The organism is Duganella sp. GW822-FHT06D06 (assembly GCF_058799615.1).
The window spans coordinates 66,646-89,328 of the sequence record NZ_JBXALQ010000018.1 but is presented as its reverse complement, the minus strand read 5'-3'; the positions used below and the strand labels follow the sequence as shown (position 1 = coordinate 89,328).

At 70.5% G+C, this 22,683-nt stretch carries 16 protein-coding genes; all 16 read right to left on the bottom strand.

Annotated elements, in window-relative coordinates:
• Nucleotides 1-3 precede the first annotated feature (3 nt).
• Nucleotides 4-1,935 (bottom strand): hypothetical protein, encoded by a 1,932-nt coding sequence (locus AC1RMD_RS25710; protein WP_492930735.1) that lies wholly within the window; start codon nt 1,933-1,935, stop codon nt 4-6.
• Nucleotides 1,936-2,066: 131 nt separating this feature from the next.
• The gene (locus AC1RMD_RS25705) at nt 2,067-3,587 is read right to left on the bottom strand and encodes a hypothetical protein (RefSeq protein ID WP_492930733.1); all 1,521 of its coding nucleotides are present in this window, start codon (nt 3,585-3,587) and stop codon (nt 2,067-2,069) included.
• A gap of 112 nt (nt 3,588-3,699) precedes the next feature.
• Complete coding sequence (locus tag AC1RMD_RS25700; protein WP_492930731.1) at nt 3,700-5,784, bottom strand: DUF7024 domain-containing protein; 2,085 nt, start codon at nt 5,782-5,784, stop codon at nt 3,700-3,702.
• A 13-nt stretch (nt 5,785-5,797) separates the two neighbouring features.
• Nucleotides 5,798-6,595, bottom strand: coding sequence for a PIG-L deacetylase family protein (locus tag AC1RMD_RS25695; protein WP_492930729.1), 798 nt, complete (start codon nt 6,593-6,595; stop codon nt 5,798-5,800).
• Nucleotides 6,585-7,454: a GNAT family N-acetyltransferase gene (locus tag AC1RMD_RS25690; protein ID WP_492930727.1), complete on the bottom strand. Its 870-nt coding sequence runs from the start codon at nt 7,452-7,454 to the stop codon at nt 6,585-6,587. Before AC1RMD_RS25690 ends, AC1RMD_RS25695 begins: the two co-directional genes overlap by 11 nt.
• On the bottom strand, nt 7,451-7,828 hold the full coding sequence (locus tag AC1RMD_RS25685) for a GtrA family protein (RefSeq protein ID WP_492930725.1): 378 nt from the start codon (nt 7,826-7,828) through the stop codon (nt 7,451-7,453). The genes AC1RMD_RS25690 and AC1RMD_RS25685 overlap by 4 nt, the downstream gene beginning before the upstream one ends.
• The gene (locus AC1RMD_RS25680; RefSeq protein ID WP_492930723.1) at nt 7,821-8,801 is read right to left on the bottom strand and encodes a glycosyltransferase family 2 protein; all 981 of its coding nucleotides are present in this window, start codon (nt 8,799-8,801) and stop codon (nt 7,821-7,823) included. The genes AC1RMD_RS25685 and AC1RMD_RS25680 overlap by 8 nt, the downstream gene beginning before the upstream one ends.
• A gap of 18 nt (nt 8,802-8,819) precedes the next feature.
• On the bottom strand, nt 8,820-9,161 hold the full coding sequence (locus AC1RMD_RS25675) for an SMR family transporter (RefSeq protein WP_492930721.1): 342 nt from the start codon (nt 9,159-9,161) through the stop codon (nt 8,820-8,822).
• A gap of 10 nt (nt 9,162-9,171) precedes the next feature.
• A complete protein-coding gene (locus tag AC1RMD_RS25670) occupies nt 9,172-10,662 on the bottom strand; it encodes a UbiA family prenyltransferase (RefSeq protein ID WP_492930719.1) in 1,491 nt (496 codons plus the stop codon).
• Nucleotides 10,659-14,939 (bottom strand): glycosyltransferase, encoded by a 4,281-nt coding sequence (locus AC1RMD_RS25665; RefSeq protein ID WP_492930717.1) that lies wholly within the window; start codon nt 14,937-14,939, stop codon nt 10,659-10,661. The genes AC1RMD_RS25670 and AC1RMD_RS25665 overlap by 4 nt, the downstream gene beginning before the upstream one ends.
• Before the next feature lie 2 nt (nt 14,940-14,941).
• Nucleotides 14,942-16,420, bottom strand: a complete 1,479-nt coding sequence (locus tag AC1RMD_RS25660) for an FkbM family methyltransferase (RefSeq protein ID WP_492930715.1) — start codon at nt 16,418-16,420, stop codon at nt 14,942-14,944.
• Complete coding sequence (locus AC1RMD_RS25655; protein WP_492930713.1) at nt 16,417-17,640, bottom strand: ABC transporter ATP-binding protein; 1,224 nt, start codon at nt 17,638-17,640, stop codon at nt 16,417-16,419. The genes AC1RMD_RS25660 and AC1RMD_RS25655 overlap by 4 nt, the downstream gene beginning before the upstream one ends.
• On the bottom strand, nt 17,640-18,440 hold the full coding sequence (locus AC1RMD_RS25650; RefSeq protein WP_492930820.1) for an ABC transporter permease: 801 nt from the start codon (nt 18,438-18,440) through the stop codon (nt 17,640-17,642). Before AC1RMD_RS25650 ends, AC1RMD_RS25655 begins: the two co-directional genes overlap by 1 nt.
• A gap of 174 nt (nt 18,441-18,614) precedes the next feature.
• Entirely contained in the window at nt 18,615-19,397 is a 783-nt protein-coding gene (locus tag AC1RMD_RS25645) for a Crp/Fnr family transcriptional regulator (protein WP_492930711.1), read from the bottom strand.
• Nucleotides 19,398-19,466: 69 nt separating this feature from the next.
• On the bottom strand, nt 19,467-20,717 hold the full coding sequence (locus AC1RMD_RS25640; protein WP_492930709.1) for a tetratricopeptide repeat protein: 1,251 nt from the start codon (nt 20,715-20,717) through the stop codon (nt 19,467-19,469).
• Nucleotides 20,714-22,618, bottom strand: coding sequence for a CHASE2 domain-containing protein (locus AC1RMD_RS25635; RefSeq protein ID WP_492930707.1), 1,905 nt, complete (start codon nt 22,616-22,618; stop codon nt 20,714-20,716). The genes AC1RMD_RS25640 and AC1RMD_RS25635 overlap by 4 nt, the downstream gene beginning before the upstream one ends.
• Between the last annotated feature and the right edge of the window lie 65 nt (nt 22,619-22,683).

The window sequence follows — 22,683 nt, the reverse complement described above, 5'->3', positions numbered from 1 at the left end:
GCGTCAGCGCAGCGTCACGCCCTGCAGGTAGAACGCCAGCTGCCGCCCGTCCTGCGGGCCGGGACTGCGCGGCGCCTCGTGGGTCAGCTCGATGCGCACGGCGCCGCCGTCGCTGTGGGGCGGCAGCTCCAGCGCGCTGCCGGCCTGCAGGTCGACCCAGCCCAGGTCCACGCCGTTGAGCTTGACGCGGGTGCGGCGGTTGCCCTCGAAATAATAGCCGCGCAGGGTCAGCTGCCGCGCCGGCGCGTCGCGCAGATAGCTCACCAGCATCAGCGATTGCTTGCTGTCGCTCCAGGCGCCGTGCTGCGGCTCGATCTGGCTCCAGCCGCGCCCCAGCAGCAGCGTCTGGTCGCGGGTGAACTGGCTCGCCCCCAGGGTCAGCGCCGGCCGGCAGGCCTGCGGCCGCTCCAGGTAGAGCCAGCGGTCGGGGCCGCCGATGGCGGGCGCGACCGGGGCGTTGCCGCACAACTGGCTTTCCGGGTCGGCCAGGCTGCTGTGGTAGAGCGCCTTGACCGCCACGCCGTCGATCCGGTAGGCATGCACCTTGCTGCGGTCGCGGCTGTCCTCGATGCCGGTCAGGCGCTCGACAAAGATCTCGGACTCGGGATTGTACAGCGACGGCGCGTGGCGGAACACCCATTTGGCGACCGGACTGAATTCGGTGTAGAAATAGCTTTGGGCGTTGGCCATGGCCAGCAGCTGGCTGCAGGCCAGCAGCCCCAGCAACACCCGCGCGGCGCGGCCGCGCAGCTCGCGCAGCCGCCACAGCAGCAGGAACACGAAGGGCATCGCGGCCCAGAAGGCGTAGCGCATGACGCCGGCCGCGCTGGAGTTCCAGTTGTGCACCGACAGCGCCGGCACGGCGAAGGCCACCGTCAGCAATATGGTCAGCAGCAGCGCCAGCAGGCGGCGGCCGCGCGCCACCGCCGCGCCGCGCCAGCTGGTCCACAGCAGCGCCAGCGCCACGCCGGGGATGGCCACCAGCATGCCCTGGTTGAGATCGAAATACAGCGAGTGCAGGCGCTCCAGGCTGATCAGCGCGGCGCCGGTGGCCACCTTGGCGATCAGGCTGGGGGTGCCGAACTCGACCAGGTTGAAGGCTGGCGACATGGCCCACACCAGCAGGCCGATGGCCAGGCCGGCCAGCATGCGCGGGCTCAGGGTCTGGCGCAGGTTGCCGCGCCAGCCCAGCAGCGGCTGGTAGCGCAGCAGGTAGGCCAGCAGCGGCGCGGCGCCCAGCACGAACACGATGGTGGGGTTTTGCATCGAGGCGATCCCGGCCAGCAGGCCGCCGCGCCGCGGCGCGCCGCCGCAGAAGCACACCAGGCTGGCCAGCAGCGCGGCGGCGCTGACGAATTCCGGGCTGCTCCAGTCCCAGTACAGCGCGCCGCCGCAGGCCAGGAACAGGGCGGTGCCGGCCAGCGCCGCGGGCGCCGAGCGGAACAGCCGCAGCAGGCACAGCGCCAGCAGCCACGCCATCATCGCGTTGGCGACCTGGAAGCATTGCAGCGGCGGCCGGCCGCTCCACAGCAGCAGCTTCAGCGGCAGGGCCGCCAGCGCCGGATAACCGAAGAAATGCAGGCCGTAGGCGCGCCCGTCGCTGCCGCGGAAATAGCCCTGGCGCGGCACCTGCGCGCCGCTGGCGACGCCCTGCGCCAGCTCGTCCAGTCCGGCCAGCGTGTAGTCCGGCATCAGTTGCCGGGCCAGCGCGATGTCGCTCAGGCGCAGGTCGGGACTGGCGTGCTCGGCCAGGGCGATGGCGGTCAGCATGTATTCCTCGCCGTCGCCGCTCAGCCTGGCGGGGCGCGACAGCGCCAGGGTCAGCAGCGCCAGCGCCAGCAGCAGGGCGAAGATGGCTGTGCTTTTGCGGCTGGGTTCGGGTACGGGAGCGGCGGAGGGGGCGGGTTGGCCGGTGAGGGGGGCGGCTTGATTCATGGTATTCCGAGAGGACGAGAGTCAGTATCGGAATGGATTATATGGCAAGCAGTTATAAAAAACGAAAAGTTAATCAATTCTTAGCTTGCATCGGCGGCGGCGCCGGCCGCCGCCCATGCCGGGGGCGGGCCTCAGCGCGGCGCCGCCACGCATTTGACGTCGCCGTTGATGTAGCGCCAGCCGCGCGTGCTGTCGGTGTAGGCGTTGTCCGGCGCCAGCGTCCCGCCCTCGCCGCACAGCTTGACGATGGCGGCCGGGGTGCCGGCGTGGTACAGGGTCTTGGTGACCCGCTGGTGGTAGCGGTAGGCGTACACCTCGGGTTCGTCGAAGTAGTTGTCGATATGCTTGATGCGCTCGGCGAACAGCTCCGGCTCCGGGTTGTACAGCTGCGGCGCGTGTTCCAGCACGCGCCGCGCCAGCGGGCTGAACTCGACGTAGCGGTAGCGGCCCAGCGCGTCGGTGACGCCGATCTGCAGCAGCAGCACCACCAGCACCGGCGCCAGCCAGCGGCGCCGCGCGCGCAGCTGCATGGCCAGCGCGAACAGCAGCGGCATGGCGATCCAGGTGGCGTAGCGCATCACGCCCTGGGCGCCGGAATTCCAGTTGACCACGCCCAGCGTCGGCAGCGCCAGCATCAAGCTCAGCAGTACGCAGCCGGCCAGCAGGCGCAGCAGGCCGGCGGCCGGCGCCGGCTGGCCGCGCAGGCGCACGCTCCACGCCAGCAGCAGCAGCGCCACCGCCGGCAGGCCGATCAGCATGCCCTGGCTCAGATCGAAGAACAGCGAGTGCAGGCGGGTCAGGCTGACGAAATCGCCGCGGGTGTAAATGTGGCCGATCAGGCTGGGGAAGCCGAAATTGATCTGGTTCCACAGCAGCGGCGTCAGGCCCAGCAGGGCGCCGCCCGCCAGGCAGGCCAGGCCGCGCGCGCCCTGCACGGCGTCGAGCAGCTGCGCGCGCCACGGGCGCCCGGACTGGTAGTCCAGCGCCAGGCGCAGCAACGGCGCCATGCCGAACACGAAGATGATCGAGGGATTCTGCATCGCCGCCAGCGCCGCCAGCAGGCTGGCCCGCAGCGGCGCGCCGGCGCTGAACAGGGCCAGCGCCGACAGCAGCGCGGCCACGGTCACGGTCTCCGGCGTGGTCCAGCGCAGATAGGCCCAGATGCCGCAGGTCAGGGCCAGGCCCAGCATGCACAGCGCCTTCAGGTTGTCTTGCAGCAGGTGGCGCAGCGACAGGCCGAGGATGAACACGAAACACAGGTTGAGCGCCAGATAGCACTTGAACGGGTCCATGCCGACCAGCGGCAGCAGCTTGAACGGCACCGCCGCCAGCGCGGAGAAGGCGAAGTAGTGGGCCGCGTAGACCTTGTCGCCGCTGCCCTTGGCGAACGGCAGGTTCACGATGCCGGGCTGGTGCTTGAGGTTGCGGTCGATCTCGGAGTAGTCGTAGGCCAGCCACGGCAGGCGGCGCTGGCCTTCCTCGAGGTCGCTCAGGCGGATGTCGGGCGTGCCGTGGTTGGCCACCGCCAGCGTGGTGAGGGTGTACTCGGCGACGTCGCCGTTGTGCACGGCCGGCCAGGCGCTGAGCAGATACAGCAGACAGGCCAACAGGGCGGCGGTGTAGAACGGACTGGACGAAATCAGACGGCGCATGGGCGGTGGAGACACGTGAAGAAAGGGCGTTGAGTATATGGCAATTGCCTGGCGACCACAATGGGCGACGTTTTTACAACACCGCCCGCAGCGCCCCCGCGCCGTTTCAAGGCTAGTCCAGCGCGCGGTCCTCCACGCTGATCCGTTCCAGCGCGATGCCGAGCGCGCGCGTGTCCTGGTTCTGGCCCAGCGACTTGGGCGAGGCCGGTTGCGGGATGGCGAGGCCCAGCGTGCGCGCGGCGCCGTCGGTGTCGAACTCCAGATCGGTCTGGGCGGTCTGCGCGCTCCAGCGCAAGGTCTTTTGCTGGCCGCCCAGCGTGACCACGACGTCGCGGCCGACGTTGGGGCCGAAGGCGTGGCCGGTCAGGCGCAGCCGCAGGCGCTTGGGCAGCGGCGCGGCGAATTCGATGCTGACCTCGGGGCCGTCGGTCCAGCTGCCCCACGGCTCCGGTCCGCTCAGGCCGGTGGTGCGCAGCACGTAGCCGCCGCTCAGCGGCCGCGAGAATTTCAGCAGGTGCACGCCGGGCTCGGCCGGCGGCAGCTCGAACAGCGCCATGTCGTCCTTGCGGGCGATGATGCGGGCCCCGGCCGGCGGCTGGTAGGCGCCGATCGCCAGCACCAGCTGGGTGCTGTCGGGCAGCGCCGCCCAGTCGACGCTGGTGGCGTCGCGCGGCACCTCCAGCAAGGCCACGTTGGTGTTTTCGATGAAGAACTTGGTGCGCAGCAGGCCGCCGATCTCGGTCGCCACCACGGTCAGGCCGTCGGCCTGTTCGCGGCTCAGGTAGTGGCGCGCGAACAGCCCGGCCTTGGAATAGGCGTCGGCGTGGATCGACAGCCGCACCTCGTGCGCGGTGTTGGCCGCGCAGTACAGCGTGGCCACCGGCAGCGCGGCGAACAGGAACAGGCGCAGGCCCAGCTGCGGCCGCCAGATCCAGGCCAGCAGCGCCAGCAGCGCCAGGCCGGCCATGGTGTTGAAGCTGCCGGCGTCGAGCGAGAAGGCGCGCATCTCGGCGCTGTCGATGATGGTCGGCGCGTACGAGTGCAGCAGGTGGTAGCGGCCCCACAGCACCAGCGCCAGCACGGCGCCGCCGGCCAGCAGGCGCCAGCGCGGCTTGAGGCTGGCCGCCGCCGGCGCGTACAGCAGCGCCGCGCCGCACAGCAGCATCAGCGGCAGCGCGAAGTTGTAGTAGCGGGTGTGGATGCGGGCCGCGGTGTCGCCCTCGGCCAGGCCGGTGATGGAGGCGGTGAACAGCACGGTGACCGCCAGCAGCGAGCCCAGCACCAGCACGCTGTACACCACCATCGCGCGCGCCTGGCTGCGCGCGCCCAGCAGCAGCGCCGCCGGCAGCGCCGCCAGCGGCACGCCGAACAGCACCGCCAGCGAGATCAGATGGCCCTGCAGGTTGTGCAGCGCCAGCCCGGCCAGCGTCAGCAGCGGCTGGCGCGCCTTGGCGGTGTAGGCCACCTGGTCGGCGTACAGCGGACCGAACAGGCTCAGTCCGGGACGTCCGGCCAGCGCCCAGCCGACCGCCATGCGCACCGCCAGCGCGGTCAGCACCGCCAGCAGCGCCAGCGCGGCGGCCCGCCGCAGCCAGCGCCAGCCGCCGCCGGCGGCGCGCTCCTCGAAGGCGACGAAGGCCAGGAACACGCACAGGCTGGGGATCAGGAACAGCGCGTGCATCTTGACCATGGCCATCAGGCCGAGCAGCGCGCCCAGGACGGCGGCGCGCGCCAGCGACGGCCGTTCGTAAAACCTCATGCTGGCCCAGCTGTAGACCCAGAACGCCAGGAAGTACATGGCCTCCGGCATGAAGAACGGGGTGTAGGCGTTGTTGGGGCTGAGCGCGGCGGCCAGCGCCACCAGCGCCGCCACCGGCGCCGGCGCCAGGCGCTTGCCCAGCAGGTAGATGAAGGGCGCGGCCAGCAGGTACAGCACGCTGTTGAGCATGCGGTTGCAATCGAGGAAGCCGTCGCCGCAGTAGTTGGTCAGCTTGAACAGGCTGAAGTACAGGTACGAGGGCACTTGCGCGGCCGACAGCGGCAGCAGGCGGGTGTTGCTGCTGTAGCTCCACTCGTCGATGAAGACGATCGGATAGATGCCGCTGTTGCGGATGAACAGGTAGCAGAACAGCAGCAGCAGGGCCGGCACCAGCGCCGCCGAGAACAGGTTTTTTTCCAGGGATTGCAATGGTTTCATAGTTTAATTGCTGTCAGCGATCGTGGTGGTCTTGCGTGGCGGGCTGGGCGCGCAGCCAGGCGCTGGTGTCGGCCTGCAACTGCTCCCAGCGGTAGAAGCGGCGGCATTCGTAGTACAGCGGACCGGCGTGCGGCCGCTGCGCGGTGCGCTCCGGCGTGGCGTGCTGCAGCGCCTGGCGGCCCTGCAGCAGGTAGTGCGCCAGCACGAAGGGAAACAGGCCGATCCAGGTGGTCCGTTGCGACGGGTAGCTCAGGCACAGCCGCAGATGGCGCAGGCGGTCGCGCCAGCCGATGGCGCTGGTCTGCGGCGCGCCGTTGGCGGCCAGCGGCGACAGCACGCGGAACCACGGCGCCGGGCAGCGGTGGGCGTGGTACAGCGCGTACTGGCGCAGCTGCCGGCCCAGGCCGAGGCGGGCGGCGCTGTGCACCGCCAGGAAATGCAGGGCGTCGTGGTCGTGGTGGCCGCCTTCCCAGGCCGGCGCGCAGATCAGTTGCAGGCGCGGCAGCGCGGCCATCTGCTCGGCCAGCCAGGCGCCGGCCGGGTCCAGCCGGCGCGGCAGGGTGGCGTCGACGATGCCCAGGGTGTCGCCGGCGAAGCGCACGTCGGCGGCCGGCACGCCCAGCGCCGCCAGCACCCGCAGCGATTCGGCGTTGCGGCGCGCGGCGCTGCCGTGGGCGCCGTGGGTCAGGTAGGCGCACACCACGCGCCAGCCCTGCCGGCGGCAGTCCTCGATGCTCTGGAACACGCCGAACTCGTCGTCCTGGTGGGCGAACAGGAACAGCGCGGCCGGTGGCGTGCGGTCAGTAGGCATCGAAGTCGAGGAAGGTGAAGTGGATGCGCGCCGGATCGAGCGCGGCCACGCGTCCCGACAGCGAGCGGTAGATCAGGTTCAGCGGCGACGGCCGCAGGCGGGACGGAATGCTGGGATAGGCGACGAAGCTGCGCTGGTCGTCCGGCAGCAGGCCGATGTACAGCCGCAGCGGCGACCAGCCGCCGGCCAGGCCGGCCGGTGCCGCGCCGGCGTCCGCGCCGCAGTCCAGCGGCAGCTCCAGCTCGGCGTAGGCGCGCGCCGGGCCGAGCGCGGCGGCGTGAAATTGCCAGCGGCGGCGGTGGCGCCGCGCCTGCACCGGATTGTCCGGGTTGGCGCAGCGCCAGGCCAGGCTGGCGGCGCTCCACAGGCGCTGGAAGGCGGGCGCCGGGGCGCGCGCCGGCGCCGCGTGGCCGACCGGGCCGACCCCGACCCGCGCCTCCAGCGGGCGCACCAGCTGGAAGCCCAGCTTGCGGATGAAGCCGGGCGTGCTGTTGGCGTTGGCCACCCCGTACACGCCGTCGTAGCCGGCCGCGCGGCCGGCGTCGAAGGTCTGCTGCGCCAGCTTGGTGAACAGGCCCTGGCCCTGGTAGTCGGGATGGGTGGCGGTGTTGAGCGACAGCAGCATGCGGGCCGGCGCGCCCTCCAGCAGCACCCGCACCGGGATGCAGACGTAGTGCGCGGCCAGGATCTCGCCGTCCCAGGCGTCGTAGCCGACCGCCGGGCCGTCCGGATTGGCGGCGTACAGCCAGCTCAGGTAGGCCGGCGTGAACTTGCCGGTGCCGGGGAAGCAGGCGGCGAACAGGGCGCCGTACTGCTGCAGGGCTGGCGCGTCGGTGCGCAGCGGAGCGAATGTGATCATGTGAATACCCAGTGTTTGCTCAGGAAATAACCATTGACCGCCACCAGCGGCAGCGCCGCCAGCTTGCCGGCCAGCGCCGCGCCGGCCAGCTGCACCGCCAGCGCCACCAGCGCCATCGTGATCAGGTAGTTGAGCGCCACCACGCACAGGTAGCGCGCCACCGTGGCGCCGCTGCTCATCTGGCGGAAGGTGACCTTGGCGTGGAACGCGTAGTTGACCAGCAGCCCGCTCAGGAAGCCGGCCGTGGCGGCCGCCAGCGGCGCCGTGCCGATGCCGATCAGCAGCTGCATCACGCCGATGTCGAGCAGCGCGCACAGCACCCCGCCCGCCACGAACAGCAGGAACTGCCGCTGCCAGAACATGCGCTTAAGCACGGCGGCCCAGGTGGGTCAGGCGGTGGATCGCGCGCCTCGGCACCGAGGCGATGTCGTGCGCCAGGAAGGCCAGGATCAGCTGCGTGCCCATCAGCACCGGCAGCGCCGACAGCATCACCGTGCCCGGCGGCGTCGGCAGGCCGGCGCGGGCCGAGTCGATCCAGTGGATCACGCCGTAGATCGCGCCGCCGGCCAGCATGACCACGCCCAGCGGCAGTTCGATCGAGGCCAGCGACATATTGCGCAGGTAGTAGTTGTAGAACAGCCGCTTGAAGAAGTTGCGCACGTGCTTGGCGGCGAACTCGGTGACGATGCGCGAGATCTTCAGGTTGCTGACCTCGTCGCCGTAGCTGGCGTCCATCGGCACGTCGACCACCACCGCGTTCAGGGTGTTGAGGCGGAACAGCATGTCGGTCTCGAAGAAGTAGCGCCGGCTGATCTTGTCGAACGGCAGGTGGCGGGCGGCGTTGGCGTGGATCGCGGTGAAGCCGTTGGTCGGGTCGAACAAGTCCCAGTAGCCGGACGACAGCTTGGTCAGCAGCGACAGCATGGCGTTGCCGAACAGGCGCAGCGGCGGCATCTGGCGGATCTGCTCGAGGTCGAAGAAGCGGTTGCCCTTGGTGTAGTCGGCGGCGCCGTCGACGATCGGGGCGATGAAGTCCGGGATCAGGCGCGCGTCCATCTGGCCGTCGCCGTCGACCTTGACCATGATGTCCATGCCTTCGTCGATGGCGGCGCGGTAGCCGCTCATCACGGCCCCGCCCACGCCCTGGTTGTGCGCGTGGACCAGCACCACCACGCGCGGGTCGGTGCAGTGCTGGCGCACGTGGGCGCCGGACTGGTCCGGACACTGGTCGTCGACCACATAGATGCGCTCGACCTCGGGGCCGATGCCGGCGATCACGCCGAGGATGTGGCGCGTCACGCGGTAGCTGGGGATGACGACGGCGATGCGGGGAGTGGCTGGGGACATGGCGTTCAAGATGTAGGGTTAGCGCGAAAGCGCGAAGGCGCCGGCGGCGATCAGCGCCAGCCCGGCCAGTTTGGCCGGCGTCAGCGCTTCCTGCAGCACCAACGTGCCCAGCAAGGTGATCAGCGCCAGCGTGATGGCGGTCATGACGGGATAGGCCAGGCTGATCTCCAGCCTTTGCAGCGCCAGCGAATAGCAGACGAAGCCGGCGACATAGGTGCCGCCGGCGCCGCCCAGCAGCAGCAGCCGCAGCGGCGACCAGCCGCCGCCGGTCTGGCCGGACAGTTTGATCAACAGGGTGGCGGCGGCGCTGGCGAGGGCGGCGCCGGCGCACCACAGGTAGCCGATGAGAGCAGGGTTCATGGACGGGCGATCATAGTGGGTGGGAGGCGGCCAGCACCAGCGCCAGGCACAGCGCGATGACCGCCAGGCTGACCTTGTCTTTGCTGACGTACAGCACCGGGTCTTCGTTGACCTGGCCGCGGAAGGCCAGCGTCCACAGGCGGCCCAGCCAGAACACCAGCAGCGGCACCACGCCGAGCAGGAAGTTGGGATGCGGGTACAGCACCAGCACGTTCTGCGAATTAAAGTACAGCATGAAGATCAGCACCGACAGGAAGCCGCTGTTGACGCCCATGATGCTGATCGGCGCCTTGTCGGCGGTGGTGTAGCCGCGGCCGCTGGTTTTCTCCTTGCCCTGGCTGTGCAGGTTGAACAGCTCGCTGTAGCGCTTGAGCAGCGCCAGGCTGAGGAACAGGAAGAAGGAGAACGCCAGCAGCCAGAACGACGGTTCGATGCCGGTGCTGGCGCTGCCGCCGAGGATGCGCAGCGTGTACAGGATCGCCAGCGCGACGATATCGACCATCAGCAGGCGCTTGAGCAGCAGCGAGTAGCTCAGCGTGCAGATGAAGTAGATCAGCACGGTGCCGGCCAGCAGCCAGTCGTAGCTGGCGCACCAGGCCAGCGCGCCCAGGGCCAGCAGCGGGCTGGCGATCAGCGCCGCCGGCAGCGGCAGGGTGCCGGCCGCGATCGGGCGCTTGCGCTTGACCGGATGCAGGCGGTCGTCGTGGGCGTCGAGCGCGTCGTTGAGCAGGTAGGCGCTGGAGGCGCACAGCGAGAAGGCGACGAAGGCGGCCATCGACTGCAGCAGCGCGCCGCTGTTGAGCGCATGGCCGGCCAGCATCGGCACGAACACCAGCAGGTTCTTCAGCCACTGGCGCGGCCGCATCGCCTTGAGCAGCGCGCGCGCGGCGCTGCCGCGGCGGCTGCCCAGGTGGCTGGTCTGGCGGCCGTCGGCCAGCGTGAACGGGGTCGACGTGACCGCATAGGCGTTGCGCGCCCCCAGCCAGACGGCCAGGTCGGCGCGCGCGTTGCCGACGTAGTCGTAGCCGTGGGCGCCGTACAGCGCGGCGAGCGCGGCGGCCTTGTTGTCGGAGGTCAGGTTGACGCCCTCCTCGGTCGCCAGCACCAGGTCGAACAGCTTGACGTGGGCGGCGATGGCGTCGGCAAAGCGGCGTTCGCTGCCGGTGGCCAGCACGATGCGGCGGCCGGCGCGGTGCTGGCCCGAAATATAGTGCAGCAGGCCGTGGTCGTAGGGCAGGGTGGCCGGATCGATCTCGACCTGGGCGGCGATCTGGTGCTTGAAGCCGGCCTTGCCCAGTAGCAGCCACAGCGGCAGCTTCCAGAGTTGCCAGAAGTGGCGCTTGAGGAACAGCAGCAGCGCTTCCCACAACATGTCGGAATAGATCAGCGTGCCGTCGAGGTCGACGACCAGCGGCGTTTGCGTGTGGTCGATGCGCCGTTCGGCCGTGGGGGATGGGGGCATGGCGTCCTTGTGTTGCGCCGGCGTGGAGAGCCGGCTCATGGCTGGTCTCCGGCCGGGAATAAGATGGCGGTCAGGTGGCGGGCGTTGTCGGCCCAGGTGTGCCAGGGCATGCCGGACGAGGCGCGGACCTGGCCGGCCGCGTGCAGCCGCAGCCACTCGCGCACGGCGGCGGCCAGCGCGGCGCCGTCGTCGCCGCTGAAGTATTGCGCGTGCTCGGCGGCGATCTCGCGGAACACCGGAATGTCGCGCGTGAGCAGCGGCAGGTCGTGGCGCGCGGCCTCGATCAGCGGCAGGCCGAAGCCCTCGCCCTCGCTCGGGAACAGCAGGCAGGCGCAGTCGCGGTAGACCCGCTCCAGGTATTCGTCGCTGATGCCCTGCAGCCAGTGCAGGCGGCGTCCCAGTTCCGGGTGGCCGCGCAGGCGCGCCATGATGGCCGGGATGGTGCGGCGCTGGCCGTCGGGCAAGCCCTTCCAGCCTTCGCCGCCGACCACCACCAGCCGCACGTCGGCGCCGGCGGCCCACAGCTGCTCGAAGGCGTCGAGCGCCTGCAGGTGGCCCTTGCGCGGCTCGATGGTGCCGACCATCAGGAAGCTCGGCGCCGAGACGATGTCGGCCAGCACGGCGGCGGCGTCGTCGGCCAGGCCGGTGCTCGGCAGCGAGGCGGCGATGTCGGCGCCGTGGTGCAGCACGGCGAACTGCGGCAGCGGCCGCTGCGGCGCGTGCTGGCGCAGCCAGGCGCGGGTTTCGTCGGCCACCGCGCCGCTGATGCACAGCAGGCGGTCGGCGTTGCTGCTGACGGTGTGCAGCCATTTTTCAAACACGTCGTCGACCCGCGCCGGGAAGAACTCCGGGCGCAGCACCGGCAGCAGGTCGTGGATCAGGAAATTGACGCTGACGCCGGCGTCGCGCCAGCGCTGGAACAGGCCGATGCGGCCGGCCTCGGTGACGGCGCCGGGGAAGAAGTCGGGGCTGTAGAAGACGTCGCCGGCGGCCACCTGCACTTCGTCCTCGAGCACGCCGTAGCTGTCGGTGCCGGTCAGCGTGTGCTGGTAGCGGCGCGCATAGCGGTAGTGCCAGCGGCCGCCTTCGTCGCTGAGGTAGACCGGCAACACCTGGTAGCGCGTGGTGTGCAGCGCCATCAGCTCGGACAGCTGGGCCCGCACCACGCGCTGGATGCCGGTCTTCAAGTCTTCGCGCGCCACGGCCGAGACGTCGACCAGCAGCTGCGGGGCGACGCCGCCGCCGCCGACCTGGGTGTGGCTGCCCGCGTCGGACAGCAGCGCCTGCTGCAACTGCCGCGCGCTCTGCCGCCAGGTCAGCCACGGCATGTCGGCCGAGGCCGGCGCCTGGCCGGCCGCGTGCAGCGCCAGCCACGCTTCGATGGCGCCGGCCAGCTCCTGCGGCGAGCGGCCGTCGAAGTAGTAGGCGTGCTCGCCGGCCACTTCGCGGAACACCGGGATGGCGCGCGCGATGATCGGCAGCCGGTGCTGGGCCGCCTCGATCAGCGGCAGGCCGAAGCCTTCGCCTTCCGAGGCCGCCAGCAGCGCCGAGCTGTGCTGGTACAACTGTTGCAGCATCTGGTCCGACACGCCGGGCAGCCAGAACAGGCGCCGTTCGCGCTCCGGGTGCTGCTCCAGCTGCTTGACCAGGGCCTCGACCAGCCAGCCGTTCTTGCCGACGATGACCAGGTTGAGCGCCACGCCCCGGGCCCACAGCAGTTCGCAGGCGGCCAGCGCCTGGGCCTGGCCCTTGCGCGGCTCCAGGGTGCCGACCATCAGCAAGGTCGGCGCTTCCCGCAGCGCCTGCAGCACGCGCTCGGCGTTGTCCGGCAGGCCGGTGCTGGGGGCGCTGGCGTCGAGGTCGGCGCCCAGGTGGAAGTGGCTCAGCTTGAGCGGCGCCTGGCGCCGGTTGGGCCGGGTCGCCACCCACGCGGCCAGCTCGTCGGCGACGGCGCGCGAAATGGTGACGATGCCGTCGGCCGCGTAGGTGATGGTGTCGAGGTAGTCGGCGTAGTACTTGTCGGCGGCGAAGGTGAAGCACTCGGGACGCAGCACCGGCAGCAGGTCGTACACCACGAACCAGACGGCGACGCCGCGGCGGCGCATGGCCAGCAGTTGCGGCTGGTTCTGCGAGGTGATGTTGGAGGCCAGGTCGAGGCCGAGGAACAGGTCGCCGGCGGCGGTTTCGATCGGCGCGTCCTCCAGCTGCGGCGAGCGCACCCCCAGCATCTCGGCGCTGAAGCGGCGCGCGTAGCGGTAGCTGCGGTTGCCGCCCTCGCTGTACACCGGCTCGACGCGGTAGCCGGCCGGCGGCGCCGCGATCAGCGCCAGCACGATGCTGCGCACCACGCGCTGGATGCCGGTCTTGTAGTCGGACTGCACCAGCGCCGAGATATCGATCAGCAGCTGGCGCGGGGCGGCGCCCGGCTGGTTGGCGGCGATCGCGGCGGCCGCGCCTATCAGTTCGGCGTCGTCCGGCGCCGGCCGGATCGCACACACGGCGGCCACCAGCTGGCGGTAGTGGGCGTGGGTGCTGGCCCGGGCCAGCTCTTCAATGGCGGCGTGGTACCGGCGGCCGACCGCGGCCGGCGCGTGGTGCAGGCGCACGTGCTCGCGGCCGGCGGCCGACAGTTGCGCGCGGCGTTGCGGCTGCGCGTACAGCCCGGCCAGCGCGGCGCTCAGCTGCTCGTCCTCGAACAGGTCGGGCAGCTTGAGCAGCACCGCGTCCGGCAGGCTGGCGGCGGCGCCGTGGGCGTTGATGATGGCCGGCACGCCGTGCAGCAGGCAGTCCAGCACCGAGGCCGAGGTCTCGCCGCGGGTCTGGGTGCGCAACTGCACCGCGACGTCGCTGGCGGCCAGGTAGTGCTGGTAATCGTCGGTGCTGACGAAACCGGTGATGGCGATGCTGGCCGGCAGCTCGCCGGCGGCGGCGGCGATCTTGCGCGCCAGCTCGGCGCCGTACTGGCCGCCTTCATTTTCGCCGACGAACAGCAGCCGGCAGTCGATCTGGCGCGCCAGCGGCGAGGCCAGGAAGGCGTCCAGCAGGCGGTGGTTGAGCTTGGTCGGGCCCAGCATGCCGAAGCTGCACACCAGGAACTCGTGCTCGGCGATGCCCAGCTTGTGGCGGGCGGCGGCGCGCAGTTCGGCCGCGCTGTGGCCGGCGGCCTGCGGCGGCAAGCCGCGCAGCAGCGGCAGCGTGCGCCACGCGTCGGCGCTGCCGGGGCCGTACCATTGTTCGGCCAGCGTGCGCGAGAACTCGGAATGGACGATGACGCCGCTGGCCTGGTCCAGCACCGTCTTGTTGCTCGGCATGGCCCAGATCGACGGATTGTGGCCCAGCTCCTTGTGCGCCAGCAGGCCGCTGTGGCCGTGCGAGGCGTACAGCGCGCGCATATAGGCCAGCGGCTGCACGCCCTCGCGCTCCATGTTGTCGATCACGCCGCTGAGGAAAAAGTCGTGCAGCACGACGATGCCGGGGTGGCGCTCGAGCAGCGGGAACATGTACTGGTGGGCGTTGGAATTGCCGAAGTGGTACAGCAGGCGCTGGAAGTGCGGCGCCTGCTGGTCGAACTGTTCCGGCGTGAGCAGCGGCAGGCGGCCGCCCAGCGCGGTGGCGGCGACGCCGCCGGCGCTGGCGGCCGAGACCACCAGCGTGATGTCGTAGTACGGCTCCAGCTCGGCGATCAGCTCGACGCTGTAGTCGGCGATGCCGGATTTTTCCGGCGGCAGCGGCGAGATGTAGGCCAGCCGCGGACGGGCGGCGCCGGCGTTGCGCGCCGGCGCGTCAGCGTGGAGCTGTTCCAGCGCGCTCCACAGCGCGGCGGCGGCGGCCTCGGCGTCGAGGTCGGCGGCGATCGCCGGCAGCACCAGCGCGGCGTTGCGCAGGCTGGCCTGCTGGCGTTCGGCCAGCGCCGGCTCGGCCGCCGCGCCCGCTTCGGTGTAGACCATGGCCACGCCGTCGGGACCGGGACCGAAGACGGTGTCGTTGAGCGCGACGTCGAACAGGCCGGGGGCGAACACCGCGTCAGGATTGAGGCTGGCCAGGAAGCCGTCGCGCACCAGGGTGGCGGCGTGGTGGCTCCAGCCGTGGCCGGCCGGCACCTGGTAGCTCAGCAATTGGGCCGGCGCCAGGCCGGCGAAGGCGTGGCGCAGGCGGTCGAGGTGCTCGGTCTGGCCGGCGGCCAGGACGATGAACACGGTGTGCGGGGTGGTGCGGGTGGCGGCCTGGCGCAGCAGCGCCTGGGCCAGCGCCAGCACGGCCTGCGGCGCGCGGGCGGCGCCGTTCTGGCAGGATTGGAGATCGATTACAAGGCGCATGGTCAGTGTTCGGTAGGGTGTTGTGCGCGGCGCAGGTCGTCGAGCACTTTGCGCGCCGACAGCGGCAGTTCGCGCAGCAGGTGCGGCACGTCGGCGGCGCCGGCGGCCGGATCGCCCTGCTTGATCGCTTGCAGGCTGCGGCTGATGGTGCTGCTCAGCAGCGGCGAGCGGCTGATCAGCGGGATCAGCGCGCGGCGCAGCGCCGGGCGCGAGCTCAGCCAGCGCGCGCCGCGGCGCACGCCGGCGTGCAGCGCGCGCGCGGCCAGCTTGGGCAGGCTGTTGTCGCCGCGCCGCGCCAGCGCGCGCAGCGGCGCGGTGATGCGCCACGAGCTGCTGGCGTACACCGCCATCAGGCGCTGCTCCAGCTGGGTGCCCCATTCGGCGGTCTGGTGCAGATTGTTTTCCAGCTGGCGCGCCACCGTTTCGGACTGGCGCAGCTCGGCTTGCAGCTGCAGCACCTGGTCCTGGCGCTGTTGCAGCTGCTGGTTCAGTTGCTGGCGCATCTGCAGCATCTGCTGGCTCAGCTGTTCGGCGCGCTCGGCGCCGCTCTGCACGGCGTGCCGGACGTCCTGCTCCAGCTCCAGAGCGCGCTGCACGGCGCGCGCCACGTCCTGTTCCAGCGCGGCGGCATGGCCGGCCTCGCGCGCCACCGCCTGTTCCAGCTCGGCGCCGCGCCGCACCGCGCGCGTGACGTCCTGCTCCAGCGCGCTGCTGCGGGCGTCGGCGCTGCGCGCCAGTTGCCAGGTGCTTTCGACCTGCCGGTCGAGGTCCTTGCCGCGGCGCCAGGCCTTGTCCAGGTGGTGGGTGATGAAATCGTCGAACACATTGGGCTGCAGCTGCAGCCGTGCGGCCAACCCGGCGTGCTCGTCGGCGACGTAGTAGCGGTTCAGGCCGTCGAACCAGGCGTACTGGTAGCCATGGTCGGTGACCAGCGCTTCCCAGTCGCCGTGGTTGCTGTCGCGGCTGTTGGGCATGATGGCTTCGACCACCACGATCCACGGCCGGCACAGGCTGAAGTCCATGCCGCGCAGCACGTCGCCCTCGAAGCCTTCGACGTCGATCTTGAGGAAATGGACCTCGCCGCGCACATGCTGGCGGCAGATCTCGGCCAGGGTCAGCAGCGGCACCGTGTGCTCGACCACCTGGTGGCCGTGGGCGCGGTGGGCGGCGGCGACGGCGCTGTCGGTCGAGGCCCAGCCGTTGACGTCGGGCACGTCGAACAGCGTGATGCTGCCGCTGCCGGCGCCGGCCGCCACGTTCAGGTTGATGTCGCGCGGACGCTGCGCGCGGAAGGCCGGGCCGTAGGACGGCATCGGCTCGACATTGATGCCGGACCAGCCCTGGTCGTAGAAGGCCTTGGTGACCGAGTGCAGCTCCGGGTCGTTGGCGCCGACGTCGATGTAGCAGCCGGCCGGCACGTCGTGCAGCGCGCGCCACAGCAGCACGTCTTCATAGTTCTGGGCGTAGGAGATAAAGCTCATGTGCGGGTGATCTCGATGGCGGGGTCCAGCCAGGCCGAACCCTCAAAATGGGGGCGCTGCATGTTCACCACGGTAAACACCAGCGCCAGGTCGCGCCACTCGTAGTTGTTGACCAGGTGGGTGGCGGTGCTGACGATGGCGGTCGCCACCGAATAGCTGCCGGCGCCCAGGTTGGCGGCGAAGCGGAAGCTGTAGCTGACGCGCTGGCCGGCCTGCATGTCTTCCAGCGGCAATTCCTTCAGGTGGGTGTTGGTGCCGTACATGGCTTGGCCCAGCCGGTCCTTGATCATGTAGCCGAGCACCATGCGCGGGATGGCTTCATGCACCGCGACGGTGATGCGCAGCGTCACTTGCTGGCCGACGTCGACCACTTCGACCGCCTCGCCGGCGTCGTTCAGCAGCACGATCTCGGCCACGGTGGCCTCGCCGGTACCGGAAGTCACTTGCAGCTTGCCGTCGTCGCGCTGGTTCAGGCGCAGCGTGCTGTTCTCGCGTTCGGCGATCATGGCGTTGTAGTAGTCCATGATTTCCTCCGGCTTGCCCTCGCGCGCCAGGCGGCCGCCGTCGAGCAGGATGGCGCGGTCGCACACCGACTGGATCGCCTGCTTGTCGTGCGACACCAGCAGCAAGGTGGTGCCGGCGCGGCGGTACTGGCGGATCCGCTCGAAGCTCTTGTGCTGGAAATAGGTGTCGCCCACCGACAGCGCCTCGTCGACGATCAGGATGTCCGGGCGGCGCGCGGTGGCGACGGCGAACGCCACCCGCATCTGCATGCCGCTCGAGTACACGCGCACCGGCTGGTCGAGGTAGTCGCCGATCTCGGCGAAGGCTTCGATGTCGGGCATCAGCGCGCTGATCTCGTCGACCGTCAGGCCGATCAGCTGGCCGGCCATGTAGACGTTCTGGCGGCCGGTGAAGTCGGGATGGAAGCCCATGCCCAGCTCCAGCAGCGCGGCCACGCTGCCCTGCATGTGGACGCTGCCGGTGCTGGGCTGGGTGGTGCCGGTGATCAGCTTGAGCAGGGTGCTCTTGCCGGCGCCGTTGATGCCGATCAGGCCGACCGCCTCGCCCGGCGCCACCTGGAAGCTGACGTCCTGCAGGATCCACTTGAGCTGGTGGCGCGGGCCGTTGAACGGCAGCATCCATTCGCCCAGCCGCGACCAGCGGTTGGGATAGAGTTTGTAGGCCTTGCCCAGATTGCTAACAGTAATCGCGCCCATCAGAGTTCATCCACCATTTCGCCCGCGCGTTTGCGGAACAGTTGCAGGCCCAGCAGGCAGCTGGCCAGCGCCACGCCGGTCGCCGGCAGCAGCGACAGCCATTGCGGCGGCTGGCCGCTGACCAGGATGGTCTGGTAAGCCTCGATCACCGCCGCCATCGGATTCCACACCAGCAGGCCGCGCACTTCGGGCGGCAGGATGCTGGCCGGGTAGACGATGGGCGTGAACCAGAACCAGAACTGGATGAAGATCTGGAAGAACTGGCCGACGTCGCGGAAGAAGACGTTGAGCACGCCGAGCACCATGCCGAGCCCGATCGCCAGCGCGACCTGGAGCAACAGCACCGGCAGCAGCGCCAGGAACACGGCGCCGGGGAACTGGCCGGAGGCGATCAGGAACACGGTGAACAGGCCGAAGATGATGGCGAAGTTGACCAGGCCGTTGAGCACCACGATCAGCGGCAGGCAGATGCGCGGGAAGCTGATTTTCTTGAGCAGGTTGGCTTGCTCGAGGAACATGTTTTGCGCGCGCGAGGTGATCTCGGCGAACATGCCCCAGGCCAGCACGCCGGCGCACAGGTAGATGCTGTAGCCATATTGGCTGGCGTTGCCGGGCAGGCGGTTCTGCATCACCTGGGAAAAGATCAGGGTGTAGACCAGGATCATGGCCAGCGGGCTGAGCACGGTCCAGGCGGCGCCCAGCATGGTGTTGCGGTATTTGGACTGGAATTCGCGCTTGACGCTGCCGAGCACGAAGCCGCGGTATTGCCACAGCCCGCGCAGCATGGCGAGCGACATCAGGTTTTCCCTCGCGGCGACGGCGAGCGGGAGGCGGGTACGGCAGGTGTCATGGTAAGAAACGGCCCGGGGCCGGGTCGATGGCGTCAATTTAACAGGCCGTGATTATACCGCACCGGCTTGGCAGAGTTGTAACAGGTTGTCACAGACGCGGGGCGGCGCGGCGCGCCGCCGGGCTCAGGGCGCCTGCACCAGTTTCTGCAGCGCGTCGGGCTGCAGGATGAGCAGGCGGTGCGATTGTTTTTCCACGATGCCCTGTTGCACCAGGGTCAGCAGCGCGCGCGTGACGGTTTCGCGGCTGGTGTTGATCATATTGGCGATGTCCTGGTGGGTCGGCAGGTTTTCGACCACGGTGCCGTCCGGGTTTTTCTTCTGCATCAGCACCAGGAAGGAATAGATGCGCTTGGCCGTGTTGTTGATGCTGAGCAGGGCGCGGAATTCCGAGTCGCGCTGGATCTTCTGCGCCAGGTGCTGCAGCATCTGCTTGGCCACCGACGGCGAGTGCGAGAACAGGTGCATCGCCGTGGGCGCCGGCAGGAAGGCCACCAGCGCCTCGCTGGTGGCGACCACCGAGGCCGAACGGGTGGAATTGTTGATCAGGGCGATTTCGCCGAAGAAGTCGCCCGGCACCAGCAGGCGCAGGCCGATCGCGCGGCCGTCCTCGGTGACGTCGATCACCTGCAACTGGCCGGCCAGCAGGAACAGCAGGCCGTCGCCGCTGCCGCCCTTGTGCAGCACCACATCGCGTTTCTGGTAGTGGCGGAAACGGAAATCCGCCTTGACCCGGAGGATTTCCTCGTCCGACAGTTCGGCCAATAGCGGAATCTTGCGCAGGTGGACCTGGATATTGCGCTCTTCGCTGGGCGCGTTGGTGCCCGGCGCCGGCGGCGGCGCGGCGTTGTCGGCCACGGCCGTGGTGGGCGCGGCGGCGGCGGGGAGGGGGGAACTGGTCGACTTCATGCGTGCGTGGGAGTGGAAAGGCCTCGATAGTGTAGCAGATGGCGCCTGCCGCTCAGAGTGCAAGGCCGCTCACGGCCCCTGCCATTGCCAGCTCAGCTGCAATTGGCGGTTGTCGTACTGAAACACCGAGATATTCTCGCGGTTGATCACCTGGCGCAATTCCAGCTGCACGCTCTGGTTGCGGTTGAGCGGATAGCTGACGGTGGCGCGCAGCGTGTGGGTGTTCTGGTTGCGCACCAGGTCGATGACGCCGGGCGAATACACCTCGCTGCTGCGCCAGCGCTGCCAGTTGTAGCCCAGGTCGGCGGTCAGCGCATTGTCGTAGCGGTGCCGCCATTGCGCGCTGGCGGCCAGGCCGTGGCGGTCGCCGCCGGGGCGGTCGCCCACCGCGCGGTCCTGCAGCGTGCCGACGCTGGCGCTGAGCACGCTGTCGCCGTCGCGCCGGCTGAACTGCGCGCGCAGTTCGCCGGTGGTGGCGTCGAAGTTGTCCAGGGTCAGGTATTGCAGCCGGCTCAGGCCGGTGACCAGGTTGAACTGGACGCCATACGGCAGCGGCAGCGGCGGGCCGACGCGGGCCTGCAGCTGGATCTGGCGCTGGTACAGCTGGCCGCCCAGCGTGATCAGGCCGAGCAGGCTGCTGCCGCGCACGGTCCAGCTGCCGAAGCGCCAGGGCGTCTCGGTGCCGGCGAACAGCGAGGAACTGTCGTACTGGCTCAGGTGGTCGTTGCGGCGGCCCTGGAACTGCACGAAGCCGATGCTGCCGTTGGGCGTCAGGTCGCGCACGTACTCGCCCGACAGCATGGTGTACTGGTCGTGCTTGGGGCGGAACTCCGGCGTCAGCTCGTAGTCGGTGTCGATCTCCTGGGCGCTCAGGCCGCTGCCGCGCCGGTTCGAGCCCTGGTTGACGTTCTGGTCGATGCCGCGCCCGACGGTCAGGCTGTACTGGCTCAGCGGGGTCCAGCTCTGGCAGCCGCCGGCGCGGGCGTCGGCGATCAGCGCCTTCAGGCCGGGCGGCGGCGCGAAGCGCTGCTCGATGATGGCGAACAGCCGCTCGGCCTCGGCCAGGTGGCCCAGGCCGCACTGGATCAGCGCCAGGTCCAGCCAGGCCCCGGCGTGCAGCGGTTCCTTGTCGATCACGCGCTGCAGCGCCTCGCTGGCGTCGTTCTTGCGGCCCTCGGCGATCGATTGCAGCGCCTCCTGATACAGGTCGTTCGCGTGGCCCGGGTCGGACTGCTCCTGCGCGGCCGCGCCCGGCGCCAGGGTCAGGCCCAGGCTCAGGCATAGGCCGGCGCCGGCGCGCAGCATGGCGGCCGGCCTCACGCGGCGGACTCCTGGCTGGCGGCGGGGGAGGTGGGGGTGTGGTCCATACGCGGTTCCAGGGTGTACAGGGTGGTGCGTTGTTCCTTGCCGCGCAGCTGGCGCTCGCCCAGCAGCAAGAAGTGGTGGCGCTTGGCGCGGCGCACGGTGCCGGCGCCGATGATGATGTCGTGCGGCAGGTCGCGCGCGGCCTGCTCCAGCCGCGAGGCGGTGTTGACGCTGTCGCCGACGGCGGTGTAGATGCTGCGGAAGGTGGTGCCGAAGTCGCCGGCGAAGGCCAGCCCGCTTTCGATGCCGATCCGCACCCGCAGCGGCGCGCGGCCGTCGCGCTGGCGCTGCGCGCTCAGCGCGGCCACCCGTTCGACGATGGCGGCGGCGGCCTCGAGCGCCAGGTCGGCATGGTCGGGGTTGGGCAGCGGCGCGCCCCAGAACGCCACCAGGCCGTCGCCGGTGTACTTGTCCAGCGTGCCGCCCTGGTCGATCACCGGCGCGGTCAGGCAGGCCAGGAAGGTGCGCGTCAGTTCGGCCGCCTCGGCCACCGGCAGCGCTTCGACGTGGGTGGTATAGCCCTCCATGTCGGCGATCAGGGTGGTGACGTCGAGCTGGCGCGGCGCCAGCGGGTCGGCGATGTCGCTGCGCAGCAGCTCCGCCACCACGGCCGGCGCCACGTACTGGCGCAAGGTGTCGAGCAGGTGGCGCGAATCGCGCTGGCTCAGCTGCCACTGGTAGGGCACGGCCACGGCCAGCAGGAACAGGGTGCTGGCCAGCGGGCCGGTGGTGGAGAAATCGGGGTCGTGCGGGCTGATCGCGTAGGCCAGCAGCAGCCAGGCGGCCGACAGCGCCGCCAGCAGGGCGGCGCTGAGCAGGGCCGACAGGCGCGGCAGGGCGTAGCCGGCCAGCAGCACGCACAGCAGCGCGGCGGCGCTGCCGATCAGCCGGCCCGGCCAGCGCGCCGGCGCCAACCCCTGTTGTTCGTCGAGCAGGGTCGACAGCATGGCCGCCTGCACGCTCAGGCCGGGGCGGTTGGCGGCGATCGGCGTGGTGACGCGGTCGCCCAGGCCGAGCGAGGACGAGCCCACCAGCACCAGGCGGCCGCTGGCGCCGGCCGGGGCGATGCGCTGGGCCAGGATGTCGGCCGCCGACGCCACCGTGTAGGCGTCCCAGTCGCGCCGGTAGGACACGCGCTGCAGCGGGCCGCGCGCCAGCGCGGCGTCGAGCCCGCCGCCGCCGCAGCAATCGACCAGCGCCACGCTCAGCGCCGGATACAGCTTGCCGTCGAAAGCGGTGCGCAGCGGCAGGCGGCGCAGGGTGCCGTCGCGGTCCGGGATGAAGCCGATGTTGCCGACATGGGGCAGGTCGGCCCAGGCCGCCTGGTTGGCGATATAGCCGGTGGCCGGCGTGCCGTGGGCGCGGCCGGGCGGCGCCGGCCGGGCGCCGGCCAGCACGCCCTCGCGCAGCCATTCGGGCCGGTCGCGGCTGTAGTCGAAGGCCTGGGCCAGCACCAGCGGGCCGTGGCGCGCCAGCAGGCCCAGGCGCAGGTCGCCCTCGGCGTCGGCCGGGTTGGGCAGCACGATGTCGAGCGCGACGCCGCGCGCGTGGTATTGGGTCAGCAGGGTTTCCACCAGGTCGGCCAGGCGCGCGCGCGGCCACGGCCAGGCGCCCAGCTCGCGCATGCTGGCCTCGTCGATGTCGACCACCAGCACCCGCGGCTCGGGCGCCACGCTGTGGCGCCATTCGATGAAATGGTCGCGCAGCCACTCGTCGGCGAACAGCGACCCGTCGACCGGCGCCAGCCATTGCGCCCACAGGGCCAGGCCGATCGCCACCGCCGCGATCACGGCGCGTACCAGGCCGGTCGGTAGGGCAGGGGGGCGCCAGGCGAGAGATGGGGTGGTGTCGATCAAGGTGGAAAAATGCTTGGAGGGAACAATAGGATTAATCTGACAGTATAGCCGCTCACGGCCCAAGG

Coding starts and splice junctions, on each gene's coding strand:
- AC1RMD_RS25710 (WP_492930735.1), bottom strand. CDS start 1,935: ATGAATCAAGCCGCCCCCCTCACCGGCCAACCCGCCCCCTCCGCCGCT.
- AC1RMD_RS25705 (WP_492930733.1), bottom strand. CDS start 3,587: ATGCGCCGTCTGATTTCGTCCAGTCCGTTCTACACCGCCGCCCTGTTG.
- AC1RMD_RS25700 (WP_492930731.1), bottom strand. CDS start 5,784: ATGAAACCATTGCAATCCCTGGAAAAAAACCTGTTCTCGGCGGCGCTG.
- AC1RMD_RS25695 (WP_492930729.1), bottom strand. CDS start 6,595: ATGCCTACTGACCGCACGCCACCGGCCGCGCTGTTCCTGTTCGCCCAC.
- AC1RMD_RS25690 (WP_492930727.1), bottom strand. CDS start 7,454: ATGATCACATTCGCTCCGCTGCGCACCGACGCGCCAGCCCTGCAGCAG.
- AC1RMD_RS25680 (WP_492930723.1), bottom strand. CDS start 8,801: ATGTCCCCAGCCACTCCCCGCATCGCCGTCGTCATCCCCAGCTACCGC.
- AC1RMD_RS25675 (WP_492930721.1), bottom strand. CDS start 9,161: ATGAACCCTGCTCTCATCGGCTACCTGTGGTGCGCCGGCGCCGCCCTC.
- AC1RMD_RS25670 (WP_492930719.1), bottom strand. CDS start 10,662: ATGAGCCGGCTCTCCACGCCGGCGCAACACAAGGACGCCATGCCCCCA.
- AC1RMD_RS25665 (WP_492930717.1), bottom strand. CDS start 14,939: ATGCGCCTTGTAATCGATCTCCAATCCTGCCAGAACGGCGCCGCCCGC.
- AC1RMD_RS25660 (WP_492930715.1), bottom strand. CDS start 16,420: ATGAGCTTTATCTCCTACGCCCAGAACTATGAAGACGTGCTGCTGTGG.
- AC1RMD_RS25655 (WP_492930713.1), bottom strand. CDS start 17,640: ATGGGCGCGATTACTGTTAGCAATCTGGGCAAGGCCTACAAACTCTAT.
- AC1RMD_RS25645 (WP_492930711.1), bottom strand. CDS start 19,397: ATGAAGTCGACCAGTTCCCCCCTCCCCGCCGCCGCCGCGCCCACCACG.